The organism is Pseudomonas sp. PDM03, from assembly GCF_014852385.1.
Taxonomy (GTDB): Bacteria; Pseudomonadota; Gammaproteobacteria; order Pseudomonadales; family Pseudomonadaceae; genus Aquipseudomonas; species Aquipseudomonas migulae.
This window is the reverse complement of record NZ_JACVBM010000002.1, coordinates 381920-408670: the sequence shown is the minus strand read 5'-3', so window position 1 is coordinate 408670 and position 26751 is coordinate 381920. Positions and strand designations below refer to the sequence as shown.

The window sequence follows — 26751 nt, the reverse complement described above, 5'->3', positions numbered from 1 at the left end:
CTTAGCTCAGGCGCAGGCGACTGGCGCCCACCAGCCAGCTGTAAATCAGATAAAGCACCACGGTCGCCAACAGCAGCAGCCCACCGAGTGCGGTCGCCATGCCCCAGTTGATGCTGGTGTTGGTGTAGAAGGCGACGAAGTAACTGACCATCTGATCGTTCGGGCTGCCCAGCAAGGCCGGGGTGATGTAGTAGCCAATGGCGAGGATGAACACCAACAGGCAACCGGCGCCGACACCGGCATAGGTCTGCGGGAAGTACACCCGCCAGAAACTGGCGAACGGGTGGCAGCCGAGGGAAATCGCGGCGCGCATGTAGGTCGGCGAGATGCCTTTCATCACGCTGTAGATCGGCAGGATCATGAACGGCAGCAGGATGTGCACCATCGAGATGTAAACCCCGGTACGGTTGAACACCAGCTCCAGCGGCTTATCGATGATGCCCATGGCCATCAGGCCGCTGTTGATCAGCCCGCCCGATTGCAGCAATACGATCCACGCAGCGACGCGCACCAGAATCGAGGTCCAGAACGGCAGCAGCACCAGGATCATCAGCAGGTTGCTTTGACGCGACGGCAGATTCGCCAGCAGGTAAGCCAACGGATAGGCGAGCACCAGGCAAATGGCGGTGATGATCAGGCCCATCCAGAAGGTGCGGGCGAAGATGTCGAGGTAGATCGCCTGATCGGGCGTGGCCGGGGCGATTTCGCCGAGGTCGTCGATGCGGTGATCGACCGCTGCCAGCAAGTAGTACGGCGTGATGTTGCTGGTGTTGCGGCGCACCGCTTGCCAGTAGGCCGGGTCGCCCCAACGCTCGTCGAGCCCTTCCAGTGCTTCTTTATAAGAGGCCGGTTCGGTAGCGAACGGCAAGGCGCGGGCGGTTTTGGTCAGCAGGCTGCGATAGCCGGCCAGCTCCATGTTCAAGCGCTTGGACAGGTCGCCCAGGGTCTGATTCTTGCGCGCTTCAGCGAGGTCTTCGCTGGCCGCTTTGTAAACCGGTTCAGCGGGCAGGCCACGGCCGTCCCAGCTGGCGATGGCCGCCACGGTGCGCGGCATGCCGCCGACCACTTCCGGGTTACCAACGCTTTTGTAGAGCAGCGCCACGATGGGCACCAGGAACACCAGCAACAGAAACAGCACCAATGGCGCGATCAAGGCCTGGGCCTTCCAGCGGTTGATCCGCTCGGCGTGCTTGAGCCGCTGCTTCAAGGTGGGGTCAGTGCCCGCGTTCAGGGGAATGGCGGTGGCCATGGCGTACTCCGGAAATCTTTGATCGTTACAGAGGCGGCATCCATTGACCGCGAGTCCGCCTCTGTTCTTGATAACTACACATCACCCCCCCGTAGGAGCGAAGCTTGCTCGCGAAGGCAGCGTGTCAGTCAACATTGATGTTGAATGTGCTGACGTCTTCGCGGGCGAGCCTCGCTCCTACGGGAGTCGATAAGCCCACGGGGTGGTCTTATTTCGCAGCCCAGGAATTGAAGCGCTGCTCCAGTTGCTCGCCGTTGTCAGCCCAGAAGCTGACGTCGATCTGCACTTGGTTGGCGATGTTTTCCGGGGTGGTCGGCATGTCTTTCAGGACATCCTTGGACAACAGCGGTACGGCTTGGGTGTTGGCCGGGCCGTAGGCAATGTTTTCCGAGTAGGTCTTCTGCTGCTGCGGCGCCACCGAGAACGCGATAAATTTCTTCGCCGCTTCGGCACGTGCCTTGTCCAGGCCTTTTGGAATTGCCCATGCGTCGAAGTCGTAGATACCGCCGTTCCACACGACTTTCAGGTTGCTTTCTTTCTGTACCGCTGCGATCCGGCCGTTGTAGGCCGAGCTCATGACCACGTCACCGGAAGCGAGGTACTGCGGCGGTTGTGCACCGGCTTCCCACCACTGGATGTTTGGTTTGAGCTCATCGAGCTTCTTGAACGCGCGGTCCTGACCATCTTTGCCGGCCAGCACTTTGTAGACGTCTTTCGGCGCAACGCCGTCGGCCATCAGTGCGAATTCCAGGGTGTACTTGGCGCCTTTACGCAGGCCGCGCTTGCCCGGGAATTTCTTGGTGTCCCAGAAATCCACCCAGCTGGTGGGTGCGGAGGCCAGCTTGTCGGCGTTGTAGGCCAACACGGTCGACCACACGAAGAAACCTACGCCGCAAGGCTGGATAGCGCCTTTGACGTAGTCTTCGGTCTTGCCGAACAGCGCCGGGTCGAGTTGCTCGAACATGTCTTCGTCGCAACCGCGGGACAGTTCTGGCGACTCAACTTCTACCAGATCCCAGGACACGCTTTTGGTGTCGACCATGGCTTTGACCTTGGCCATCTCGCCGTTGTACTCGCCCGCTACGATCTTGCCGTTACCCGCCGCTTCCCACGGTGCGTAGAAGGCTTTGACCTGCGCGGCCTTGTTCGCCCCGCCAAAGGACACCACGGTCAGGTCCGGGCCCGCCGCCATCGCGTGTGCCGCACCGATCATGCCCATGACCAGGGCGGTGAATTTCAGGGATCTCAACATTTATTGTTCTCTCCACGTGCAGGGTTGGTTGAAGCAGGGGGCGATCAGTTCGCCTCTAGAAGTGGGTCGAGCGCGCGAACGTGTTCGACCTCCCAGCCAAGCGGTACCACGTCGCCGACAGCAAGCCCGGGATCGAGCTCGGCAATCGGTTGTTTCACGAAGAAGTCGGTCTTGCCGCAGACTTCCAGGCGAACCCGGACGTGGTCGCCCAGATAGATGAATTCCGCCACCCTCCCTGAGAAGCGGTTGACACAGGACTCGCTCGAACCATTGAGGCTCACGCGTTCCGGACGAATCGACAGCGTGACGGGTTCGCCGGTCTTGCCGACATTGACCGCCAGCGCTTCAACCTTTTCACCGCGACCGAGTTCGACGATGCAACGATCGCCGGTCTGGCTGTGCAGGCGGCCGTTGAGACGGTTGTTCTCGCCGATGAAGTTGGCGACGAAGGTGTTTTTCGGTTCTTCGTAGAGGCTGCGTGGAGGGGCGATCTGCTGGATTTCGCCCTGATGGAACACCGCCACGCGGTCGGACATGGTCAGGGCTTCGCCCTGGTCGTGAGTCACGTAGACCACGGTCACGCCGAGGCGCTGGTGCAGATGCTTGATCTCCATCTGCATGTGTTCGCGCAGTTGTTTGTCGAGTGCGCCGAGGGGTTCGTCCATCAGCACCAGTTGCGGCTCGAACACCAGTGCACGGGCCAGGGCCACACGCTGTTGCTGACCACCGGACAGTTGTGCCGGATAACGCTGGGCGAAGGTCTCGAGCTGAACCATGCTCAGGACACGTTTGACCCGGTCGCTGACATCGCTCTTGTTCAAGCCGCGCACGGTCAGCGGGAACGCGAGGTTCTCGGCGACGGTCATGTGCGGGAACAATGCATAGTTCTGGAACACCATGCCGATGTCGCGCTTGTGCGGCGGCACGTTGTTGATGGCGCGCCCGGCCAGGAGGATTTCACCGGCGGTCGGGGTTTCGAAACCGGCGAGCATCATCAGGCTGGTGGTTTTGCCGGAACCGGATGGCCCGAGCAACGTGAGGAACTCGCCTTTGCGAATGTCCAGGTTGAGGTCTTTGACGATCAGGTTCTCGCCGTCGTAGCTCTTTTGCACTCCACGAAAGCTGACCAGAATGTCATTGGCCCCTGCGCTTGAATCGACCTGGCTCATACCCACACCTTTGTTATTGATGACTGCTGTGGACTAAGCCTAGTGGACGCTGGGGAGCACGCAAATCGGGGCGCAGGAGAGAATCGCCTCAGCCGGATGGAAGGTTGGGGGTAGGGATTGCCCTACAAGGATGGCGGGAATGGATAGGTTGGCGGCGATTGTCCAGCTGCAACCCACAGGAACGGGCAATAGCGATTTGGCGGGATGTCGCAAATGGATATGAGGTTGAGCATTTCTGTAGGAGCCGGCTTGCTGGCGATGGCGTCATTGAGATCGCCATCGCCAGCAAGCCGGCTCCTACAGGGGGGATTCGGTGTTTTCAGAGCAGTTTGTGTTCCATGGCGTACTTCACCAGTTCAGCCAGGGACGTGATGTTGAGTTTCTGCATCAGCCGCGCCTTGTGGGTGCTGATGGTTTTGCTGCTCAGGGCCAGTTGCTGGGCGATGTCGTTGACGTTGGCGCCCTGGGCCAGGCGTTCGAACACCGAAAATTCGCGCTCCGAGAGCAACGAATGCAGCGGTCGTGAATCGGTCAGGCCGACTTCGAAAACCATGCGGTCGGCCAAGTCCGGGTCGATGTATCGACCGCCCGCCGCGACCTTGCGGATCGCCGTCAGCAGCAGCGCCGGATCGCTGTCCTTGGTCGCGTAACCCGCCGCGCCGACCTTCAACGCCCGGGCAGCCATTTGCGCTTCGTCGTGCATCGACAACACCAGGATCGCCGGTGGATTGTTCAGTGCGCGAATCCGCGGAATCGCTTCCAGGCCATTGACGCCCGGCATCGAGATGTCCAGCAACACCACTTCGCAAGGCACATGACGCAAGGTCTCGAGCAATTGCTCGCCATTGCTCGCCTCGCCCACCACCAGCAAGTCCTTGGCCAGGCCGATCAGTTGTTTAATGCCTTCGCGAACGATGGTGTGGTCTTCGGCTACCAGTACACGGATCACGTTTTTCTCCAGATTCAAGATCATTCGCGAGCAGGCTCGCTCCCACATTTGGATCTGTGGCGTTCACACAATCCGTGTGGGAGCGAGCCGGCTCCGGGCGGCGTTCCGACGAAGGCGTCAGTAAAACCAACACAAATTCTTCAGGCCTCATCCAAAGGTACGCGCACACTCAACGTCGTGCCCTCCCCCGGCTCACTTTCAAGCGACAGTTCCCCGCCCATGATCAACACCCGCTCGCGCATGCCCACAACCCCGAAGGATGTTGGCCGGCCAGTAGCGGCGACAAATCCTACGCCATCATCGCTGACAGTCAGACACAACTCGTCGCCCTCAAGCGTCAATGTCAGTTCAACAGTATGCGCCTGAGCATGCCGCATGACATTGGTCAGCGCTTCCTGAAGGATCCGGAACAAGCCGATCGCCTTGGCATCGCTGAGCACCGGCAAGTTTTCCGGTACTTGCACCAGACACGGAATCTGCGTGCGCGCCTCGAAACGCCGGGCCTGCCATTCGATGGCCGAAGCGATCCCGGCATCGAGAATTGGCGGCCGCAACGCCGTGGCCACATCGCGCACCAGTTGGAACAGCTGAGCGATCAAGCGCTTCATGCTGTTCAAACGCTCATTCAGACCTGGGTCGAGCTGGGCGTAGGCCAGTTCGCACATGGACGTTTCCAGTTTCAGCACGGTCAACATCTGACCCAACTCGTCGTGAACTTCCCGGGCGATGCGCGCCTTTTCCTCTTCTCGCACGCTCTCCAGGTGTGCGGACAATTCACGCAATTGCTCACGGGAGCTGGCCAGTTCCAGCTCGATGCGCTTGCTCTCGCTGATGTCCCAGACGATGCCGTCCCAGACATAGGTGCCGTCATAGAGGCGACGCGTGATGGCCTTGATCTCGGCCCAACGCTGATCGCCCTGGCGCGTGAGAATCCGCCCTTGCCACGACCAGTCACTGTCAGTGTCCAGCGCATGATCCTGCGTTTGGTGGTAACTGGCCTTGTCGTCCGGATGCACCAGGCTGCGCAGGCCTTTGTCACGATGAGCCAGGGTCGCCGGCGAGTAACCGACCAGGCTCTCGCTGCCCTCGCTGATGTAGGCAAAGTCGATCTGCCCTGTCATCGGCGCCCGCTCCAGACGAAAGACCAATCCAGGCACGTTCGCGGCAATCCCTTGCAAGCGCGCCTCGCTCTCCTGCAACGCGGCCAAAGCGCGACGACGCTCGGTGACGTCGTTGAGGTAAACCACCAGATATTCACCATCGCGAAAACGCAGGAAGCTCAACGAAACATCCGTCGGCAGAATGCTGCCATCCGCTCGCAAGCAATTGGTTTCAAAGCTGAGCGGCCCTTCTTCGCTGGCGCGGGCGCGTTTCCACAGGTTCAGCCAGCGGTCCATGTGCAGACCCGGTTCAAAGTCGATCAACGGCCGATCGATGATGCCACCCGACGGATAGCCGAGCATGGTTTCGGCGGCGCGGTTGGCGTAGCGCACATGGCTGTCCCAGTTGACCCAGAGAATGCCGACGGTGCTCTGGTCGATGGAAAACTGGGTGAGGCGCAACGCTTCTTCGCTGGCGGCACGCAAGGCAATGTCTTCCCGTGCTACCAACAACCGTTGCTCAAGACTGTGTTGCTGCCGACGCTGCCAGATGACGATCGCCATGCAGCTCAGCATCAACACTGCCAACAGCAGGCAGAGGTTCTGCCAGAAACCCGGCGACTCGGTCAGTCGCGGGTACTTGGGTTGCAGCCATTGGTTGTGCAGTTGCTCCAGGTCCTTGGCGGGGATCGCCCGCAGCGCGCTTTCGATGATGCCGGCGAGTTCCGGCCAGTCCCGCCGTGTAGCCACGCGCAGCAGTTGCGGCAGGCCAATATCACCGACCACCACCAAGCCGGCAAACTCCGGCTCGACAGACAAACGCCCGAATTGCGCTTCGTCGACCACGGCATAACTGGCCTGCTGACTCAACAACAGTTGCAGTGCCTGACGCTCGATCGGCACGCCCTGGAGGTTCAGGTGCGGGTAATTGCTGCGCAGGTAATCGGCGGTGGCGCTGGGCATGCGTACGGCGACGCGGGTCTGGCTGTCGAGTTTTTCCAGCTCGACCACGCCGGCGCCCTTCTGGTCGCTGACCACCAGTTGTGGCACCCGCATGTATGGATCGGAAAACTGCCACAGGCGCAGGCCGCCGGGGGTTTGCGCCAACCCCGGGGCGATGTCGATTTCACCTTCACGCGCGGCGGCTTCCAGTTGCGCAAGATCGGGATAGTTACGCCAGCTCAGCTCGACCTTGAGCGCATTTGCCAGCCACTTCATCAGCTCGACGTTAACCCCGGACAACCGCTGCAAGCGGCGATCGTATTGCGCATAGGGCACTTGCAACACCACTCCGACGCGCAATTCATTATGTTGCGCGAGCCATTGCTGCTGGCTCGCAGACAACTGCGCGACGTGCGCCGGTGGCGCAGGCGCCGCCCAGCCCATCAAGGGAAACCACAAACAGCCGATAACCCACAGACAGCAAAAACGCATCATTGAAATCTCACACACTGACAAATACTGACCAACCCATTAGGCTGCCGGAACCACTTCTGGCCTGGAATATCCGATGCCCCCTGTCTACCGCCTGGCACTGCCAGCATTGTGCCTGTCGCTGATCCTGCCTTGCGCCTTTTCCGTCGAGGCCGCAGACCCGGCACCGGCCGCCGCGGAAAAACCCGCAGAAGAAAAACCGGTTGAACGTCAGCCGCTGCTTGAGCGTAGTCAGGAAGAAGCGGCAGCACTTGAGCGAAAAATTCCCGTTCAGGAACAGCAACAACTCCAGGCCGGCAGCGACACGTTTCTGGCCTTGTGGAAACCGGCCAATACCGCTGACCCCAAGGGTGCGGTGATTATCATCCCGGGCGCTGGCGAAACCGTTGACTGGCCGCAGGCAATCGGCCCGTTGCGACGCCAATTGCCGGACGCCGAGTGGAGCAGCCTGAGTATCACCTTGCCAGACGTGCAAAGCGATGCCATTGCGCCACGTATCGTTGAAGTAACGCCATCGCCCAAAGCACCTGATGCCGGCAGCAAGGACTCGACCACCGCGGCGCCCATCGAGCAGGCGGCGGGCGGTGAAGCGGAGGTGGCCGACAAGGCCATTGCTGAAACCAGCGATGAACAGGTCAAAGCTGACGCCGAACGAATTTTCGCACGCATCGATGCGGCTGTTGCCTACGCCGAACAGCAGAGCGCTCGCAGCATCGTGGTGCTGGGTCATGGCACCGGTGCTTACTGGGCCGCGCGTTACCTGAGCGAGAGGCAGCCCTCGCAAGTCGAGAAGTTCGCGATGGTCGCTGCGCAGACGCCCGTGGCAGCGAAACCTGGCCTGGCTGAACTGACGCCGACACTAAAACTGCCCACCGCCGACATCTTCTATAAGGACAAGCCGCTGGACCGCAACGCAGCTCTGGAACGCTTGCAGGCCAGCAAGCGTTTGAAGGGTTCGGCGTTCAGTCAGGTATCGCTCAAGGCGTTGCCGGGTGACTCGAAAGCAGAGCAAGAGCAGTTGGTTCGCCGGGTGCGGGGCTGGTTGAATCCTCAGGCTGCGGCGGACTGATAGACCGAGTCGCGCCCTTCGCGGGCAAGCCTCGCTCCTACAGGATTTAGTCGTTTGCAATTTTTGTGATTGACTAAATCCTGTAGGAGCGAGGCTTGCCCGCGAAGGCGTCATCACTGACGACGCATCACTTGAAATCCCGCCGCTGACGAATCAACGTATAGGCGTTATGCAGTTCGCGCGTCTTGTCCGTCGCCTCGCGCACCTGCAACGCCGTCGCACCGCTGCCGGCAATTTTGTCCGGATGATGACGACTCAGCAGGCGCCGATAGGCGCGTTTGATCTGCGCCGGTTCGGTGGTGGCGGACACACCCAACAGCGACAACGCTTCCTGATAAGTGATGGCAGTGCCGGCCGACGACTGCTTGTGCGGCTCATAGTCAGACGCCAGCGCCTGCACCTGATACGACGTCCAGCCCAGCCATTTACCCCATTGGCGAATCAGTTCGCGCTCGGCATGCCCGGCACGACCATCGGCCCAGACCATTCGCCAACAGGCGCGCAATACGCCTTCCGCCGCATGGGGTTGCTCACTCAAGCGTCGCAGATAACCGCGCAACCGGTCACGGCCCGACTTGCCGCGGTTGAACGCGGCAATCGCCCGACGCTTGGCCGACTCGGACATGTCCAGTGCCTGCATTTCCAGGCGCGCCTGCTGAATATGCCCGTCGACCACTCGCCCATCGCATTTGGCCAGCCGTCCCAGCAATACGAACAGCAGCTCATCGTTGCGCAGCACCGGCCTGCCACCGAGCTTTTCACGCAAATGCCCCCACGAATGCAATTGCAGGTGCCGATCCAGCGCCTGCCCCAATAAAGCGCCGAGCAAGGCCCCCGGAATGCTGGCAATGGCAAAGCCCGCTCCGGCTCCAATCAGAGTCCCTGGCCACAGCATCTCAGCGACTCGCTTCAATCAGAGTTTCAACTTCCGCCAGACGCTCGTGAGTTCCGACATCCACCCACCGTCCGCTCAGCCGCTCACCCGAGACTTGTCCATCGGCCATGGCCGTGCGCAGCAGCGGTGCAAGCTTGAACGCCCCGGCGGTGTGCCCGTCGAACAGCTGCGGATGCAACACTGCAATGCCGCTGTAAGTCAGGGTCGGCGAATCTGCCTGGCCGTCGTGCACTTGCCCGTCGACCAGCGTGAAATCGCCTGCCGGGTGGTGGCTCGGGTTATCCGCCAATACCAGATGCGCCAGGCCGCTGATGGGTTGATGCAAGACGCTGAAGTCATAGTCGGTCCAGATATCACCGTTGACCACCACAAACGCCTCATCACCCAACAATGGCAATGCACGGAAAATTCCGCCACCGGTCTCCAGCGGTTCACCTTCGGGCGAGTACTGGATGCTCACGCCATAACGCGAACCATCGCCCAAATAGTCTTCGATCTGCTGTCCCAGCCAGGCGTGGTTGATCACGATTTCGGTAAACCCGGCAGCCGCCAGCGCGAGCAGGTGATACTCGATCAGCGGCACCCCGCCAGCGCGGACCAGCGGTTTTGGCGTGGTCAGGGTCAGCGGGCGCATGCGCTCGCCTTTGCCCGCAGCCAGAATCATTGCCTTCATGCATTCACTCCAGCACGCAGACTCAGCAGCAACACATCCAGCTCCGCCAGTTCAGGACGGCGGGCGATCACTGCTTCTATATAAGCAAAGAAGCGCGGCACGTCGGCGAGGTAACGCGGCTTGCCATCGCGATGGCAGATGCGGGCGAAGATACCGATGACTTTCAGGTGACGCTGCACGCCCATCAGGTCGCTGGCGCGCAAGAAGTCTTCGAAGTCTGGCTGGACGGGAATACCGAGGGCGCCTGCCTGCTGCCAGTAATCTTGCAGCCAACCGTGCACTCGCTCCTCGGGCCAGCTCAGGAACGCGTCCTTGAACAGGCACGTCACGTCATAGGTCACCGGGCCATAGACCGCATCCTGAAAATCCAGCACGCCGGGATTTGGCTCGCTGAGCATCAGGTTGCGCGGCATGTAGTCGCGATGCACCAGGACTTTCGGTTGCGCCAGGGCGCTGTCGATCAGCAGCTGCGACACGTTCTGCCAGAGCATTTGCTGTGCAGCGTCGAACTCGATGCCCAACTCACGCTTCACAAACCACTCGGGGAACAATTCCAGCTCGCGACGCAGCAGCGCCACGTCATAACTCGGCAGCGGAGCAACCATCGGCAACTGCTGAAAAGCCAACAGAGCCTGCAAGGCATCCTTGAACAAATCGTCGGCATTTTCGCTGTCGATAACGTCCAGATAGGTCTTGTTGCCCAAGTCATTGAGCAAAAGAAAACCGCGCTCGAGGTCTTCGGCATAAATTTTCGGCACATTTATTCCGGATTTCGCCAGCAAAAAAGCGATATCCACGAAGGGTTTGCAGTTTTCCTGGGGCGGCGGCGCGTCCATTACGACGAAACTTTTGCCGCCGCCTTCCCAACGGAAATAGCGCCGAAAACTCGCATCACTGCTGGCCGCGGTCAACGTGGCCGGGGGTACGACGCCCCAACTCTGCTCTGCAAAGAGGATCGCCAACTGCTCATCGAGCCAAACTTTCAGGTGTTGCAAACGTACATCTTGGTCAGGCATTGCAAGGGTCTCCGACGGCGCTAGCCGTCAAGCGGGTCATGCTTTATTATCCAGCATCTTTTTCAGACCATCGAGAGGCGTGCGGCCCACACCGCGGGCAGATGGCACGCAGGAAGCCCGGACTAATAAGATGGCATTGAAATCCCCCGCGTTTCGTAAAAAATTTCCGTTGTTGGTCACTGGCAGTCTGCTGGCCCTGCAACCTCTAGCCACTTCGTTCGTGGTCGCCGCGGAACAGTATGACTGCTCAGTCTCTGCTTCGGGTGCCTGGAACTGTGCGCCCAAGACGCCGGCGGCTGCTTTGCCACCGCGTCCCATCCATGAGGGCAGCGCAGTCTCCGCGACCGGTGAAGCACCTACCGAGAGCGGCGCCAGTGAAGACACCGGCACCAAGCCTGTGCTGGTCACCGAATCCAAAGGCCGCGCCCTCAAGTCCCGTAGCGCAGACTACAGTCACCTCGACTGGGTTCCGCGCGAGAATCTCACTGCAGCGCAATTGGCCGAAACCGGTCCTTACTGCTCTGGTTCCTATATCGAACCAATTCGTCCTGGCATGAATGACAAGACGAATAAAAGTGACGCCCCGACATTTGTCGGTGCCAAGGCTTCTCGCTACAAGCAGGATGAACAGATCGCTACCCTGGCCGGTGACGTGGTCCTGCGTCAGGGCAGCATGCAGGCCGAAGCCGACGAAGCGAACCTCTACCAGGCCGAGAGCCGTGGCGAGCTGGACGGCAACGTGCGCATTCGCGACAACGGCGCGCTGATCGTTGGCGACCACGCCGAAGTGCAGCTCGACACCGGCGAAGCCAAGGTCGACAACGCCGAATACGTGATGCACAAATCCCGTATCCGCGGTAACGCGCTGTACGCCAAGCGTGCCGAAAACGCGATCATCCGCCTCAAGGATGGTACGTACACCACGTGCGAACCAAACAGCAACGCCTGGCAGCTCAAGGGCAACAACATCACCTTGAACCCGGCGACCGGTTTCGGTACCGCGACCAACGTGACGCTACGGGTCAAGGACATTCCGGTTCTGTACACGCCGTACATCTACTTCCCGATCGACGACCGTCGTCAGTCCGGCTTCCTGCCGCCAACCATTGGCAGCGGCAGCGACACTGGCTTCCTGTTGGTCACCCCGTACTACTTCAACCTGGCGCCGAACTACGATGCCACGTTGTACCCGCGCTACATGAGCAAGCGCGGCCTGTTGATGGAAGGCGAGTTCCGCTACCTGACCAAGTCCACCGAAGGTCAGTTCGGCGCCGCGTACCTCAACGACGAGAACGACGATCGCAAGCTTCAAACGGATTCCGAAAAAAACCGCTACATGTACAACTGGCAGCACAAGGGCGGTCTCGACTCGCGGGTATTCACGCAGGTCGACTACACCAAGATCAGCGATCCATATTACTTCCAGGATCTGCAGACCGACCAGCTTGGCGTGAAGTCGTCCGATTACGTGAACCAGCAGGGCTCTGTCAGCTATCGTGGCGACAGCTACGTTGCACGCCTCAATGCCCAGGCCTATCAGCTGGCGACCGTATCGAACATCACACCGTACGACCGCTTGCCACAGCTCACCTTCAACGGTCAGTTGCCAACGCACCCGAACGGTTTGAATTTCGACTACGAAACAGAAATCGTGCGATTCGAGCGCGACCTGCAAACGGGCTCGTTCTCCGATGAAGACGGCAACCTGTCGCCTCGTCTGGACACCAACGTAGCGGGCCTGGCTCGTGCCAACGGTAATCGTCTGAACCTCAAGCCAGGCGTGAGCCTGCCGCTGGACTGGACGTATGGCTTCGTCAAGCCATCGCTCAAATATCAATACACCCAGTACGACCTGGATCTCGATGGCACCGGTAAAAACGACCTCCTGACGAACCGCAATAACGCTTCGGCGCTTGGCGAGTCGTTCAGCAGCTCGCAAAACCGCGGCGTCCCGATCGCCAGCGTCGACAGCGGCCTGTATTTCGATCGCAACACCTCCTGGTTCGGCAAGAACTACCGCCAGACCCTGGAACCGCGCCTGTTCTACCTGTATGTCCCTGAAGAAGACCAGAAGGACATCCCGGTTTTCGACACCGGCGAATACACCTTCAACTATGCGTCGCTGTTCCGCGACAACCGCTTCTCGGGCTCCGACCGCGTCGGCGACGAGAACAAACTGTCGCTGGGCGTGACCAGCCGCTGGATCGAAGAAAACGGCTTTGAACGTCAACGCATCAGCGTCGGCCAGGCCTTGTACTTCAAGGATCGCGAAGTCCAGTTGCCGGGTATCGACGCAAAAACCCGCGCAGATGCGCAGGCCAACGTTTCTCCGTATGCGCTGGAATACGAATACCGCTGGAACCGCGATTGGCGCACGACTGCCGATTACAACTGGGATCCGGACAGCCACAGCCCTCGCTCGGGCAGTGCGATGTTCCACTACCAGCCTGAAGACAACCCGAACAAGGTCATCAACGCCGGCTATCGCTATCGCAATGACCAGGTCCGTTACGACCAGAACACCGGCCAATGGTCGGTGGGCGGTGGTGACTACGGCACGCCGGGCACCCCGGGTTACGTGAAGGACTACTACAAGATCCAGCAGCACGACTTCTCGGTGATCTGGCCGATCGTGCCGCAATGGAACGCCATCAGCCGCTGGCAGTATGACTACAACCAGAACCGTACCCTGGAAGCCTTCGGTGGTTTCGAGTACGACAACTGCTGCTGGAAACTGCGCCTGATCAACCGTTACTGGGTTTCCTATGACGAATTCAGTCAGGAAGTTCCGCAAAACGAAAAAGGCGACCATGGCATCTTCCTCCAAATCGTTCTGAAAGGTCTCGGCGGCGTTGTTGGCCAAAAAGTAGAGAGCTTCCTCGACAAAGGCATCCAAGGTTATCGTGAACGTGAAGACCAAGCTTTCTGATTGTCTGCGCCCGCTGATGCTGGGCGCGCTGTTCCTGGGTACTGCGGCGAATGCCGCGGTACAGTCCATCGATAAAGTGGTGGCCATTGTCGACAACGATGTGGTCATGCAGAGCCAGCTGGACCAACGTGTTCATGAAGTTCAGCAAACCATCGCCAAACGCGGTTCTGCTGCGCCGCCGGCCAGCGTGCTGGATCAGCAGGTGCTCGAGCGCCTGATCGTCGAAAACCTGCAACTGCAGATCGGCGAACGCTCCGGCATTCGCATCACCGATGAAGAGCTGAATCAGGCGGTCGGCACCATTGCCCAGCGCAATAACATGTCGATCGATCAATTCCGCGTGGCCCTGACTCGTGATGGCCTGTCTTATGAAGACGCTCGCGAGCAGATTCGTCGTGAAATGATCATCAGCCGCGTGCGTCAACGCCGTGTGGCTGAGCGCATTCAAGTGTCCGAGCAGGAAGTGAAGAACTTCCTCGCTTCCGACCTTGGCAAAATGCAGCTGTCCGAAGAGTTCCGCTTGGCCAACATCCTGATTCCTACACCGGAAAGTGCTAATTCCGATGCAATTCAGAGTGCTGCCAAACAGGCCGACGCGGTTTACCAGCAGCTCAAGCAAGGCGCTGACTTCGCTCAGTTGGCAATCGCCAAATCCGCCAGCGAAACCGCACTGGAAGGCGGCGACATGGGCTGGCGTAAAGCCGCTCAATTGCCACCTCCGTTCGATCGCATGCTGAGCACCATGTCGGTCGGCGATGTAACCCAGCCGATGCGCACGCCGGGCGGCTTCATCATCCTGAAGATCCTCGACAAGCGTGGCGGCGAGACCCAGACGCGTGACGAAGTGCACGTGCGTCATATCCTGGTCAAACCTAGCCCGATCCGCGACGAAGCAAAAACCAAGGCCCTGGCCCAGTCGCTCTACACTCGTATCGAAGCGGGCGAAGATTTCGGCGAACTGGCGAAAAGCTTCTCGGAAGACCCGGGTTCCGCTCTCAACGGCGGCGACCTGAACTGGATCGACCCGAATGCATTGGTGCCCGAGTTCCGCGAAGTGATGGCCAAGACCCCGCAAGGTCAGCTGTCCAAGCCGTTCCAGACCCAATATGGCTGGCACGTCCTGGAAGTCCTTGGCCGCCGCGCCACGGACAGCACCACCCAGGCCCGTGAGCAGCAAGCAATGACCGTACTGCGTAACCGCAAATACGACGAAGAGCTGCAAACCTGGCTGCGTCAGATCCGTGACGAAGCGTACGTAGAGATCAAACTCCCTGGTGCAGACCAGGCAGCGCAGTGAAACCCCAACGTTTCGCGCTGACACCCGGCGAACCGGCCGGCATAGGTCCTGACCTTTGCCTGCTGGTTGCCTCGCAAGCCCAGCCACATCCCCTGATTGCCATTACCAGCCGCGACCTGCTCCTTGAGCGGGCCGCGCAGCTGGGCGTGGTTGTTGATTTGCTGCCGGTGACCCCGGACAGCTGGCCGGATGTCCCCGCGCCAGCCAACAGCCTGTATGTCTGGGATACGCCGCTCAATGCGCCGGTGACTGCCGGTCAGCTCGACAAAGCCAATGCCGCTTTCGTACTGGAAACCCTGACCCGCGCTGGCCAGGGCTGCCTGGACGGGCACTTCGCCGGCATGATCACCGCCCCTGTGCACAAGGGCGTGATCAACGAATCAGGTATCGCCTTTTCCGGGCATACAGAATTTCTCGCCGACCTGACGCAGACCGCGCAAGTGGTGATGATGCTTGCGACCCGCGGATTGCGCGTGGCGCTGGTCACCACTCACCTGCCCCTTCGCGAGATTGCCGATGCAATCACACCGGAGCGTCTGGAGCGGGTCACGCGGATTCTGCATGCCGACCTGCAACAAAAATTCGGCATCGCCCAGCCGCGTATCCTGGTGTGCGGGCTCAATCCCCATGCCGGCGAAGGCGGACACCTGGGCCATGAAGAAATCGACATCATCGAACCTACATTAGAGCGCCTGCGTGGCGAAGGCATGGACCTTCGCGGCCCCCTGCCCGCCGACACTCTGTTTACCCCCAAATATCTGGAGCACTGCGATGCGGTGCTGGCGATGTACCACGACCAGGGCTTGCCCGTGCTGAAATACAAAGGCTTCGGCGCAGCAGTCAACGTGACCCTCGGCTTGCCGATCATCCGCACGTCGGTCGACCACGGCACCGCCCTGGACCTGGCCGGCAGCGGCAAAATCGACACCGGCAGCCTGCAAGTCGCCCTGGAAACCGCCTACCAGATGGCCGAGACCCGTTTATGACCGAGCATTACCAACACAAGGCGCGCAAACGCTTTGGCCAGAACTTCCTGCACGATGCCGGCGTTATCGACCGCATCCTGCGCTCCATCCATGCCAAGCCCGAAGACCGCCTGCTGGAAATCGGTCCGGGCCAGGGCGCGCTGACCCAGGGCCTGCTGAACAGCGGTGCCCAGCTGGACGTAGTAGAGCTGGATAAAGACCTGATCCCGATCCTCAACCAGCAGTTCGCCGGCAAGAGCAATTTCAACCTGCACCAGGGCGATGCGCTGAAGTTCGACTTCAACAGCCTGAACGCCGCGCCGAACAGCCTGCGCGTGGTGGGCAACCTGCCGTACAACATCTCCACGCCGCTGATTTTTCACCTGCTGCACAACGCGGGCATCATTCGCGACATGCACTTCATGCTGCAGAAAGAAGTGGTCGAGCGTCTGGCGGCTGGCCCTGGCGGCGGTGACTGGGGTCGTCTGTCGATCATGGTTCAGTACCATTGTCGTGTAGAGCACCTGTTCAACGTTGGCCCAGGCGCATTCAACCCGCCGCCGAAAGTCGATTCTGCCATCGTGCGCCTGGTGCCTCACGCCGTACTGCCGCACCCGGCCAAGGATCACCGCTTGCTGGAGCGCGTCGTGCGCGAAGCCTTCAACCAGCGCCGCAAGACCCTGCGCAACACCCTCAAGTTGCTGCTGAGCAACGACGAAATCACCGCAGCCGGTGTCGACGGCAGCCTGCGCCCGGAGCAGCTCGATCTGGCCGCCTTCGTACGCTTGGCCGACAAGCTCAGCGAACAAGTCCTACAGAAACCCGCCGCCGACTGACAGGCAACAAGCGTTATCGGGTAGGACACCAGCCCTCATGTCTGGTTTACTACCCGATACTTGGCCTAGACTGAGTTCCATCAGCTACGCCCCGCGTCCCGCTTCGTTTTTAAGGCCTCTTGAATGTCCGATCCTCGTTATCAGGTCGACGTCAGCGTCGTCACCCGCTATCTGGCAGAACAATCGCAACCCGAGCAAAACCGCTTTGCCTTCGCTTACACCATCACCGTGCACAACAATGGCGAATTACCGGCCAAGCTGTTGTCGCGGCACTGGGTGATCACCGATGGTGACGGGCATGTCGAGGAGGTTCGCGGTGCCGGCGTGGTTGGCCAACAGCCGTTGATCAAGGCAGGCGAGAGCCATACCTATAGCAGCGGCACGGTGATGACGACCAAGGTCGGCAACATGCAAGGCAGCTATCAAATGATTGCCGAAGACGGCAAACACTTCGACGCCATCATCGCTCCGTTCCGCCTGGCGGTGCCCGGAGCCCTGCACTGATGGCGACGTACGCCGTTGGCGACCTGCAAGGTTGCCTCGAACCGTTGAAATGCCTGCTCAAGCAAGTCGCCTTCGACCCTGCCCGGGACAAACTGTGGCTGGTGGGCGATCTGGTCAACCGTGGCCCGCAGTCGCTGGAAACCTTGCGCTTCCTCTATAGCATTCGCGAATCACTGGTGTGCGTGCTCGGCAACCACGATCTTCATCTGCTGGCCGCCGGGCATAACATCGAACGCCTGAAGAAAGCCGACACCCTGCGCGAGATTCTCGAAGCACCGGATCGTGTGGAACTGCTGGAATGGGTGCGCCAGCAAAAGCTCATGCATTACGACGAGCAACGCAACATCGCCCTGGTCCACGCCGGCATCCCCCCGCAATGGTCGCTGCGCAAAGCCCTGAAGTGCGCCGCCGAAGTCGAAGAAGCCCTGCGCGACGACAATCGCTTCGCGCCTTACCTCGACGGCATGTACGGCAACGAACCGCTGAAATGGGACAGCGATCTCAAAGGCGTAACCCGCCTGCGTGTGATCACCAACTATTTCACCCGCATGCGTTTCTGCACCAGCGAAGGCAAACTCGACCTCAAGGGCAAGGAAGGCGTCGACACCGCGCCGCCAGGTTATGCGCCGTGGTTCACTTACAAAGAGCGCAAGACCAGGGACGTGAAGATCATCTTCGGCCACTGGGCAGCGCTCGAAGGCCAGTGCAACGAGCCGGGCATCTTCGCCCTCGACACCGGTTGCGTCTGGGGCGGTTCGATGACTTTGATGAACGTCGACACCCTTGAACGCCTGCAGTGCAAATGCGACGAGCATGGCCACACCTTCCTGCCGTCAGTCGCCTCCCCTATTTCCGAACAAACGCCAGCCAGCGCCCGGCGCTAGACTGCGCTTTCAGCCGAGCCACAGGAGCCCGCCATGAGCGAATTCAAACGTATCCCCCCAGAACAGGCCCAGGCCCTGCGCGAACAAGGCGCAGTGGTGGTCGATGTTCGAGACCCGGCAACATTTGCCGCGCTGCACATCAGCGGCTCGAAGCATCTGGACAACCATTCCCTGCATGCTTTCATTCAGGGCGCGGATCTGGACGCACCGACGGTGGTGGTCTGCTATCACGGCAATTCCAGCCAGGGCGCAGCGGCCTACCTGATCAGCCAGGGCTTCTCCGATGTCTACAGCATGGATGGCGGTTTTGAGCTGTGGCGTACGACTTATCCTTCGGAAACTGCGCAAGGCACTTCCGAATAATTTTTTTGTAACGTGCAAGCCCCGGCTGCCGCGGGCTCGCGCGGTGGCAGACGAACGGTCTGCCACAACTAATTACGTATCTCGCCTTTACCTCCCGAATAAGCAACTATCCTTAAGCGCAGGCCATCCAAAACAGGGGAGAGCCGGTACACCGGCGCGCGGGTCATCGGGAGTAGCTTTCGGGGCGGTACGCTTTGAAAGGGTTCTGGGGGGTAAACAGCGACTGCATATCCGGTCGCTGCCAGCATCGACTGACTGATCCGGCGTCGGCTCCACGTATCGAGCGAGGTGACGTCATGAGTATCTTTAGCCACTTCCAACAACGCTTCGAGTCCACACGCCAGGAAGAACTCTCACTGCAAGAGTACCTGGAGCTGTGCAAAAAGGACCGCAGCGCCTACGTTTCCGCCGCCGAGCGTCTGTTGCTGGCCATCGGAGAACCGGAGCTGCTCGACACCTCGACCAACTCGAGGCTTTCGCGAATCTTTTCCAACAAGGTGATCCGCCGCTATCCGGCCTTTGAAGACTTCCACGGGATGGAAGAATGCATCGACCAGATCGTCTCGTATTTCCGCCATGCCGCTCAGGGCCTGGAAGAGAAAAAACAAATCCTCTATCTGCTCGGTCCCGTCGGCGGCGGTAAATCGTCCCTGGCCGAGAAGCTGAAACAGCTAATCGAGAAGGTGCCTTTCTACGCGATCAAAGGCTCGCCGGTTTTCGAATCTCCTTTGGGTCTGTTCAACGCCACCGAAGATGGCGCGATCCTCGAAGAAGACTTCGGCATTCCGCGGCGCTATCTCAACACCATCATGTCGCCATGGGCCACCAAACGTCTGGCCGAATTCGGCGGTGACATCAGCCAGTTCCGCGTGGTGAAGCTCTATCCGTCGATCCTCAACCAGATAGCCGTGGCCAAAACCGAGCCGGGAGACGAAAACAACCAGGACATCTCGGCACTGGTGGGCAAGGTCGATATCCGCAAACTGGAAGAATTCCCGCAAAACGACGCCGACGCCTACAGCTACTCGGGCGCACTGTGCCGGGCCAACCAGGGCCTGATGGAATTCGTCGAAATGTTCAAGGCACCGATCAAGGTGCTGCACCCATTGCTGACTGCCACCCAGGAAGGCAACTACAACAGCACCGAAGGTCTGGGGGCGATTCCGTTTACCGGGATCCTGCTGGCCCACTCCAACGAATCGGAATGGCACACCTTCCGCAACAACAAGAACAACGAAGCCTTCATCGACCGGATCTACATCGTCAAAGTGCCGTACTGCCTGCGGGTCAGCGACGAAGTGAAGATCTACGACAAGCTCTTGTTCAACAGCTCCCTGGCCAAGGCGCACTGCGCACCGGACACGCTGAAGATGCTCGCCCAGTTCACCGTGCTCTCGCGCCTCAAGGAGCCGGAAAACTCGAACATCTACTCCAAGATGCGGGTCTACGACGGTGAAAACCTCAAGGACACCGATCCGAAGGCCAAGTCGATCCAGGAATACCGCGACAATGCCGGTGTCGACGAAGGCATGAACGGTCTGTCGACCCGTTTCGCGTTCAAGATTCTGTCGAAGGTCTTCAACTTCGATCCGCACGAAATCGCCGCCAACCCGGTGCATTTGCTCTACGTGCTGGAACAACAGATCGAACAGGAACAATTCCAGGCTGAAACCCGCGAACGCTACCTGCGCTTCCTCAAGGAGTACCTGGCGCCGCGTTACATCGAGTTCATCGGCAAGGAAATCCAGACCGCCTACCTCGAGTCGTACAGCGAGTACGGCCAGAACATCTTCGATCGCTACGTGCTGTACGCCGACTTCTGGATCCAGGACCAGGAATACCGCGACCCGGAAACCGGCGAGATCCTCAATCGCGTGGCGCTGAACGAAGAACTGGAGAAAATCGAAAAACCAGCCGGCATCAGCAATCCGAAGGATTTCCGCAACGAAATCGTCAACTTCGTGCTGCGCGCCCGTGCCAACAACAACGGCAAGAACCCGACCTGGCTCAGCTACGAAAAACTGCGGGTGGTCATCGAGAAGAAAATGTTCTCCAACACCGAGGACCTCCTGCCCGTCATCAGCTTCAACGCCAAGGCGAGCAAAGAGGACCAGCAGAAGCACAACGACTTCGTCACACGGATGGTCGAGCGGGGCTACACCGACAAACAGGTACGACTGCTGTCCGAGTGGTACCTGCGGGTCAGAAAATCACAATAACCCGCTGCCGGTCAGACCGGTTGTCGTCAGCCAGAGGCCTGTGCACGCATTTTCTGTTACACAGGCCTCTGGAAGGTGTTCGAAAGTCGGTAGCGAGTTCAGGCAGCATCCAAAGCGCTTGGGGGAGCGTTGAATATCCCTTGGCCCTCGGTCCGATGCTGCATCACCGCTCGCCCCTTTCAGGACAGCTTCTAAGGAGCAGTCATGAGCTATGTGATCGACCGACGTCTCAATGGCAAGAACAAGAGCACGGTGAACCGTCAGCGGTTTCTGCGGCGTTACCGTGATCACATCAAAAAGGCTGTCGAAGAGGCGGTCAGCCGGCGCTCCATCACCGACATGGAACACGGCGAACAGATCAGCATTCCCGGCCGCGACATCGACGAGCCGGTGCTTCACCACGGTCGCGGGGGCAAACAGACCGTCGTGCACCCCGGCAACAAAGAGTTCACCAGCGGCGAGCACATCGCCCGTCCGCCCGGAGGTGGCGGCGGCAGAGGGCCCGGCAAGGCTGGCAACTCGGGCGAAGGCATGGACGAGTTCGTCTTCCAGATCACCCAGGAAGAGTTCCTCGAGTTCATGTTCGAGGACCTGGAACTGCCCAATCTGGTCAAGCGCAACCTGACCGGCACCGATACCTTCAAGACCGTTCGCGCAGGCATCAGCAACGAAGGCAACCCGTCGCGGATCAACATCATCCGCACCTTGCGCTCAGCCCACGCCCGACGAATCGCCCTGTCCGGCAGCAGCCGGGCGAAACTGCGCGAAGCCAAAGAGGAATTGCTGCGACTCAGGCAGGAAGAACCGGACAACTTCGGCGATATTCAGGAAATCGAGGCGGAAATAGAAAAACTCAGTGCGCGCATTCATCGCATACCGTTCCTCGACACCTTCGACCTCAAGTACAACCTGCTGGTCAAGCAACCCAACCCCAGTTCGAAGGCGGTGATGTTCTGCCTGATGGACGTGTCCGGCTCCATGACCCAGGCGACCAAGGACATCGCCAAGCGTTTCTTTATCCTGCTGTACCTGTTCCTCAAGCGTAACTACGACAAGATTGACGTGGTTTTCATCCGCCACCACACCAGTGCCCGGGAAGTGGATGAGGAAGAATTCTTCTATTCCCGCGAAACCGGCGGCACCATCGTTTCCAGTGCGTTGAAACTGATGCAGGAGATCATGGCCGAACGCTATCCGAGCAACGAGTGGAACATCTACGCCGCCCAGGCTTCCGACGGCGATAACTGGAATGACGACTCGCCGATCTGCCGCGACATTCTGATCAACCAGATCATGCCGTTCGTGCAGTACTACACTTACGTTGAGATCACCCCGCGCGAACATCAGGCCCTGTGGTTCGAGTACGAGCGCATCGCCGAAGCCTTTTCTGACACCTTTGCCCAGCAACAACTGGTCTCGGCCGGGGATATCTATCCGGTCTTCCGTGAACTCTTCCAGCGCAGGTTAGTGACATGACCGCCAAAGAGCAGAAGCGCCAACCCATTTCCACCGGCTCCGAATGGACGTTCGAGCTGATCCAGGCCTACGACCGCGAAATCAGTCGTATCGCGGCTCGTTATGCGCTCGACACCTACCCCAACCAGATCGAAGTGATCACGGCCGAGCAGATGATGGATGCGTATGCCTCCGTCGGTATGCCGCTGGGTTATCACCATTGGTCGTACGGCAAACACTTCCTCAGCACCGAAAAATCCTACACTCGCGGGCAGATGGGGCTGGCGTACGAAATCGTGATCAACTCCGACCCCTGCATCGCCTACCTGATGGAAGAAAACACCATCTGCATGCAGGCATTGGTGGTGGCTCACGCCTGCTACGGGCACAACAGCTTCTTCAAAGGCAACTACCTGTTTCGCACCTGGACCGACGCCAGTTCGATCATCGATTACCTGGTGTTCGCCAAGCAGTACATCATGCAGTGCGAAGAGCGCCACGGCATCGATGCAGTCGAGGACCTGCTGGACTCCTGCCATGCGCTGATGAACTACGGGGTTGACCGCTACAAACGCCCTTACCCTATTTCCGCCGAGGAAGAACGTCGTCGGCAAAAGGACCGGGAAGAGCATTTGCAGAAACAGATCAACGATCTGTGGCGCACCATTCCGAAAGGCGCGGACAAGTACAGCGACCGGGACAACGCACGCTTCCCCGCCGAACCGCAGGAAAACATCCTGTACTTCATCGAAAAACACGCGCCGCTGCTGGAGCCCTGGCAGCGGGAGATCGTGCGGATAGTGCGCAAGATCGCGCAGTATTTTTACCCGCAACGCCAGACTCAGGTGATGAACGAAGGCTGGGCCACGTTCTGGCATTACACCCTGATGAACGACCTGTACGACGAAGGGCTGGTCACCGACGGCTTCATGATGGAGTTCCTGACGTCCCACACCAGCGTGGTCTTCCAGCCGGGCTTCGACAGCCCGTACTACAACGGTATAAACCCCTACACCCTGGGCTTTGCCATGTACCGTGATATCCGGCGCATGTGCGAAACCCCCACCGAGGAAGATTATCGCTGGTTCCCGGAAATCGCCGGCACCGACTGGCTATCCACCATCAAGTTCGCCATGAGCAGCTTCAAGGATGAAAGCTTCATCCTGCAGTACCTGTCGCCGAAGGTGATCCGCGACCTGAAATTGTTCAGCATTCTCGATGATGACCAGAAGGACGACCTTCTGGTGCCGGCCATCCACGACGAAGATGGCTACCGCACCATCCGGGAAACCCTGGCCGCGCAGTACAACCTGGGCAATCGCGAACCCAACATCCAGATCTACAGCATCGACCGCCGCGGAGACCGCTCCCTGACCCTGCGTCACCAGCAACACGACCGCAAACCGCTGGGCGAGTCCACCGAGGAAGTGCTTAAACACTTGCACCGCCTCTGGGGCTTCGACATTCACCTGGAAACCCTGCAAGGGGATCAGGTGATGAAAACCCACCACGTACCGCCCAGAAGCGAGCACAGCGAAGGCGAATACGGCCGGCTGGACCTGGCCGTCATTCATCTTTGATCCTGTTCGTGCCTCCGCAAGCTCGACGCAACGGTTATTCTGTCGGGCTAACGGAGGTTTTTTATGCAGATTTATAAAGTCGGCGGTGCGGTACGCGATCGCCTGCTGGGCAAACCTGTCACCGATATCGACTGGGTCGTGGTCGGCGCCACCACCGAAGAAATGCTCGCCAAGGGCTATCGCCCGGTGGGCGCAGACTTCCCGGTGTTTCTTCATCCAAAAAGTGGTGAAGAATATGCCCTCGCCCGGACTGAACGCAAAAGCGGACGCGGTTACGGCGGTTTTACCTTTCACGCCAGCCCTGAAGTCACCCTCGAAGAAGACCTGATTCGTCGCGACCTGACGATCAACGCCATGGCTGAAGACGATCAACAGAATTTGACCGACCCGTACCAAGGCCAACGCGATCTCGAAGCTCGCGTTCTGCGTCACGTTTCCCCCGCATTCGCCGAAGATCCGCTCCGTGTTCTGCGCGTTGCGCGCTTTGCCGCTCGTTATGCGGAATTGGGCTTCACCGTCGCACCGGAAACGCTGGAGCTGATGCGCCAACTCAGCGAGTCGGGCGAATTGGAGGCATTGACCGCCGAACGCAGCTGGAAAGAAATTTCCCGCGCACTGCTGGAAGATCAACCGCAGGTGTTTATCGAAGTGCTGCGCCAGTGCGGCGCTCTCAAGGTACTGATGCCGGAGGTCGATGCGCTGTTCGGCGTACCGCAACCGGAAGCTCATCACCCGGAAATCGACACGGGCGTGCACACCTTGAGTGTCCTTGAGCAATCAGCGCGGTACAAACAACCACTGACTGTGCGCTGGGCTTGCCTGCTGCATGACCTGGGTAAAGGACTAACGCCCGAGGAGGAATGGCCGCGGCACATCGCCCACGAACACACCGGCCTGAAGCTGATCAAAGCGGTCAATGAACGCTTCAAGGCACCGAAGGACTGCCAGGAACTGGCTTTGCTGGTGGGGCAGTATCACACCCATGGCCATCGCGCCCTGGAGTTAAAGCCCTCGACGTTGCTGGAGCTGCTGCAGAGTTTTGACGTCTATCGTCGCCCGCAGCGGTTTGAGGAGTTTATTGCGGCGTGTGAAATGGACGCGCGCGGGCGCAAAGGGCTGGAGCAGAGAAGTTATCCACAGGCGGATTATTTGCGCGGGGCGGCGAATGCGGCCCGCAGCGTGGCGGTACAACCGCTGCTGGAGAAGGGATTCAAGGGGCCGGAGTTGGGAGAGGCGATCAAGCGTGAGCGGCTTAAAGCGCTGAAGATTTACAAAGAGACGGCGCCTTCCTGAAAAGCTTCGCGGGCAAGTCGGATCGCCGCACCGCTCGCCCCTACAGGGCAAGGCATACTTGTAGGAGCGAGGCTTGCCCGCGAAGGCGTCATTCAGGTCACAACAAATTCTGAGGTGTCAGCTGCTCCCCGCGCCACGCAAACGCCACTGGCGCCAACACCTGATCAATCTGCGCTTGGCCCCACAACGTCGCAAAGCTTTTGCCTACGCCCGGATGCACACGATCCGGTGCAATGAGCGACAACGGCCACAATACGAAGGCATTTTTCAGGATCTCTGCCCGCGGCAGAATCAATCCGTCGAAGTTGCCCACCAGATCACCGAACAACAGCACGTCGATATCCAGCGGCAAACCCTTGCGGTCCGGTGCATAGCGGCCGTTGTCTGCCTCGATGAATTTCAGTCGGCGGTCCAGCTCTATCAGTGGCAAATCGGTGTAAGCCGAAACCACGAAATTGAAGAACGGCCCGCTCTTGATCCCCACCGGCTGGCTCTCAAACACCGCCGAGCATCTTATATCCACCAGAAAACCCGCCAGGGCTTCCAGGCCAGCCTGCAAATGGGTTTCGCGCTCGATATTGCTACCGAGCCCGAGGTACACCTGTGTCAGCGACATCCGCGCTCGATCTCCACGCCCACACCACCGATGGCCGCCGGGACGGCACCTGGCTTGGTCAGTTTGAGACGCATCCAGGTAATGTTGAACTCGCTCATCAGCACTTCAACCAGACGCTCGGCAAAGGTCTCGACCAACTGGAACTGCGCTTGCTCGGCAAAGGCCTGGATGCGCGACGAAACGCTCGCGTAATCGAGCGCCAGGGTCAGGTCATCACCGGCCGCGGCCGGGCGATTGTCCCAGGCGAAGCTCAGATCAAGACGCAAGCACTGTCGGATGCCTCGCTCCCAGTCGTAGGCACCGATCACGGTGTCGACTTCCAGGCCCTCGATAAACACTCTGTCCAAGCACTTTTCTCCGCTGCACGACAAGGGCGCAATGCGCCGTTAGAATCAGGGCGTCCTCGCCCGGAATAGTTAGCATGTTTTGGTTACTGGCGACTCTCGCCTACCTGCTCGGCTCTCTGTCCTTCGCCATTTTGCTCAGCCGCCTGACCGGTAACCCCGATCCGCGAATGAGTGGCTCGGGCAATGCCGGTGCCACCAACATGTTGCGTCTGGCCGGCAAGAAACTCGCCATCCTGACCTTGATCGGCGACCTCTGCAAAGGACTGCTGCCGGTGCTGATCGCCGGTGTTGCGGGTCTTTCGCTGCAAGAACAGGCCTGGATCGGCGTTTGCGCCGTCATCGGCCACCTGTTCCCGCTGTATTTTCGCTTTCGCGGTGGCAAAGGTGTCGCCACTGCTGCCGGCATGTTACTGGGGCTTTACCCGCCAGCAGCCCTGCTGGCGGTCTGTGCCTGGCTGCTGACGTTCTACCTGACCCGCACCAGCTCACTCGCCGCGCTGATCGCTACACCGTTGACCCTGCCGCTGCTGGCCTGGCAGGAACCGGCGGCCTTGCTGCCCATGAGCGCGCTCACGGGCATGATCGTCTGGCGCCATCGAGGCAATCTACGCGACCTGTTTGCCGGGCGCGAACGGCATTTTTAAATACCGGACGTGA

At 59.6% G+C, this 26751-nt stretch carries 23 protein-coding genes; 13 read left to right on the top strand and 10 right to left on the bottom strand.

The window, feature by feature from the left end; translation table 11 throughout:
* Position 1 precedes the first annotated feature (1 nt).
* The 5 genes from IB254_RS06720 to IB254_RS06700 all read right to left on the bottom strand — a co-directional run bounded on the left by IB254_RS06720 (position 2) and on the right by IB254_RS06700 (position 7156).
* Positions 2-1249, bottom strand: coding sequence for an ABC transporter permease (locus IB254_RS06720; RefSeq protein WP_192416833.1), 1248 nt, complete (start codon positions 1247-1249; stop codon positions 2-4).
* Between the two features lie 208 nt (positions 1250-1457).
* On the bottom strand, positions 1458-2501 hold the full coding sequence (locus IB254_RS06715; RefSeq protein ID WP_192416832.1) for an ABC transporter substrate-binding protein: 1044 nt from the start codon (positions 2499-2501) through the stop codon (positions 1458-1460).
* A gap of 44 nt (positions 2502-2545) precedes the next feature.
* On the bottom strand, positions 2546-3670 hold the full coding sequence (locus IB254_RS06710; protein ID WP_008027079.1) for an ABC transporter ATP-binding protein: 1125 nt from the start codon (positions 3668-3670) through the stop codon (positions 2546-2548).
* Between the two features lie 319 nt (positions 3671-3989).
* Positions 3990-4643, bottom strand: coding sequence for a response regulator transcription factor (locus IB254_RS06705; protein WP_178082239.1), 654 nt, complete (start codon positions 4641-4643; stop codon positions 3990-3992).
* 116 nt (positions 4644-4759) lie between these two features.
* The gene (locus IB254_RS06700; RefSeq protein WP_192416831.1) at positions 4760-7156 is read right to left on the bottom strand and encodes a PAS domain S-box protein; all 2397 of its coding nucleotides are present in this window, start codon (positions 7154-7156) and stop codon (positions 4760-4762) included.
* A gap of 73 nt (positions 7157-7229) precedes the next feature.
* On the opposite strand from IB254_RS06700, the gene IB254_RS06695 reads away from it, so the two are divergent.
* On the top strand, positions 7230-8222 hold the full coding sequence (locus tag IB254_RS06695) for an alpha/beta hydrolase family protein (protein WP_192416830.1): 993 nt from the start codon (positions 7230-7232) through the stop codon (positions 8220-8222).
* A 127-nt stretch (positions 8223-8349) separates the two neighbouring features.
* Here the strand turns inward: IB254_RS06695 and IB254_RS06690 are convergent, their stop codons facing one another.
* From IB254_RS06690 to IB254_RS06680, 3 genes are read right to left on the bottom strand one after another with little or no spacing between them, the layout of a single operon-like run.
* Positions 8350-9117 carry a TerB family tellurite resistance protein gene (locus tag IB254_RS06690; RefSeq protein WP_008035968.1) on the bottom strand — a complete coding sequence of 256 codons (768 nt, stop codon included), beginning with the start codon at positions 9115-9117 and terminating at the stop codon, positions 8350-8352.
* A gap of 1 nt (position 9118) precedes the next feature.
* Positions 9119-9790: an N-acetylmuramate alpha-1-phosphate uridylyltransferase MurU gene (gene murU, locus IB254_RS06685; protein ID WP_192416829.1), complete on the bottom strand. Its 672-nt coding sequence runs from the start codon at positions 9788-9790 to the stop codon at positions 9119-9121.
* Positions 9787-10806, bottom strand: coding sequence for an aminoglycoside phosphotransferase family protein (locus IB254_RS06680; RefSeq protein ID WP_192416828.1), 1020 nt, complete (start codon positions 10804-10806; stop codon positions 9787-9789). Before IB254_RS06680 ends, murU begins: the two co-directional genes overlap by 4 nt.
* 130 nt (positions 10807-10936) lie before the next feature.
* On the opposite strand from IB254_RS06680, the gene IB254_RS06675 reads away from it, so the two are divergent.
* The 11 genes from IB254_RS06675 (at position 10937) to IB254_RS06625 (ending at position 25131) form a co-directional block, all read left to right on the top strand.
* Positions 10937-13735, top strand: a complete 2799-nt coding sequence (locus tag IB254_RS06675) for an LPS-assembly protein LptD (protein ID WP_192416827.1) — start codon at positions 10937-10939, stop codon at positions 13733-13735.
* Positions 13716-15032: a peptidylprolyl isomerase SurA gene (gene surA / locus IB254_RS06670; RefSeq protein WP_192416826.1), complete on the top strand. Its 1317-nt coding sequence runs from the start codon at positions 13716-13718 to the stop codon at positions 15030-15032. The genes IB254_RS06675 and surA overlap by 20 nt, the downstream gene beginning before the upstream one ends.
* A complete protein-coding gene (gene pdxA / locus IB254_RS06665; protein ID WP_008035963.1) occupies positions 15029-16018 on the top strand; it encodes a 4-hydroxythreonine-4-phosphate dehydrogenase PdxA in 990 nt (329 codons plus the stop codon). The genes surA and pdxA overlap by 4 nt, the downstream gene beginning before the upstream one ends.
* Positions 16015-16833 (top strand): 16S rRNA (adenine(1518)-N(6)/adenine(1519)-N(6))-dimethyltransferase RsmA, encoded by an 819-nt coding sequence (gene rsmA / locus IB254_RS06660; protein WP_008027060.1) that lies wholly within the window; start codon positions 16015-16017, stop codon positions 16831-16833. The genes pdxA and rsmA overlap by 4 nt, the downstream gene beginning before the upstream one ends.
* A gap of 123 nt (positions 16834-16956) precedes the next feature.
* Positions 16957-17337, top strand: a complete 381-nt coding sequence (gene apaG / locus IB254_RS06655) for a Co2+/Mg2+ efflux protein ApaG (protein ID WP_008027059.1) — start codon at positions 16957-16959, stop codon at positions 17335-17337.
* Positions 17337-18221, top strand: a complete 885-nt coding sequence (locus IB254_RS06650; protein ID WP_008027057.1) for a symmetrical bis(5'-nucleosyl)-tetraphosphatase — start codon at positions 17337-17339, stop codon at positions 18219-18221. Before apaG ends, IB254_RS06650 begins: the two co-directional genes overlap by 1 nt.
* A gap of 33 nt (positions 18222-18254) precedes the next feature.
* Positions 18255-18584 (top strand): thiosulfate sulfurtransferase GlpE, encoded by a 330-nt coding sequence (glpE, locus tag IB254_RS06645; protein ID WP_008027054.1) that lies wholly within the window; start codon positions 18255-18257, stop codon positions 18582-18584.
* Between the two features lie 296 nt (positions 18585-18880).
* Positions 18881-20803 (top strand): PrkA family serine protein kinase, encoded by a 1923-nt coding sequence (locus IB254_RS06640; protein ID WP_008027052.1) that lies wholly within the window; start codon positions 18881-18883, stop codon positions 20801-20803.
* A gap of 204 nt (positions 20804-21007) precedes the next feature.
* On the top strand, positions 21008-22279 hold the full coding sequence (locus tag IB254_RS06635) for a YeaH/YhbH family protein (RefSeq protein ID WP_008035961.1): 1272 nt from the start codon (positions 21008-21010) through the stop codon (positions 22277-22279).
* Positions 22276-23838 (top strand): SpoVR family protein, encoded by a 1563-nt coding sequence (locus IB254_RS06630; protein ID WP_008027050.1) that lies wholly within the window; start codon positions 22276-22278, stop codon positions 23836-23838. The genes IB254_RS06635 and IB254_RS06630 overlap by 4 nt, the downstream gene beginning before the upstream one ends.
* 63 nt (positions 23839-23901) lie before the next feature.
* Positions 23902-25131: a multifunctional CCA addition/repair protein gene (locus IB254_RS06625; RefSeq protein ID WP_192416825.1), complete on the top strand. Its 1230-nt coding sequence runs from the start codon at positions 23902-23904 to the stop codon at positions 25129-25131.
* A gap of 97 nt (positions 25132-25228) precedes the next feature.
* On the opposite strand, the gene folK is transcribed toward IB254_RS06625, so the two are convergent.
* Together folK and folB are read right to left on the bottom strand one after the other, a co-directional pair.
* Positions 25229-25747, bottom strand: a complete 519-nt coding sequence (gene folK / locus IB254_RS06620; protein WP_192416824.1) for a 2-amino-4-hydroxy-6-hydroxymethyldihydropteridine diphosphokinase — start codon at positions 25745-25747, stop codon at positions 25229-25231.
* On the bottom strand, positions 25738-26094 hold the full coding sequence (folB, locus tag IB254_RS06615) for a dihydroneopterin aldolase (protein ID WP_192416823.1): 357 nt from the start codon (positions 26092-26094) through the stop codon (positions 25738-25740). The genes folK and folB overlap by 10 nt, the downstream gene beginning before the upstream one ends.
* Before the next feature lie 74 nt (positions 26095-26168).
* On the opposite strand from folB, the gene plsY reads away from it, so the two are divergent.
* Complete coding sequence (gene plsY, locus IB254_RS06610; RefSeq protein ID WP_008027042.1) at positions 26169-26738, top strand: glycerol-3-phosphate 1-O-acyltransferase PlsY; 570 nt, start codon at positions 26169-26171, stop codon at positions 26736-26738.
* Positions 26739-26751 lie beyond the last annotated feature (13 nt).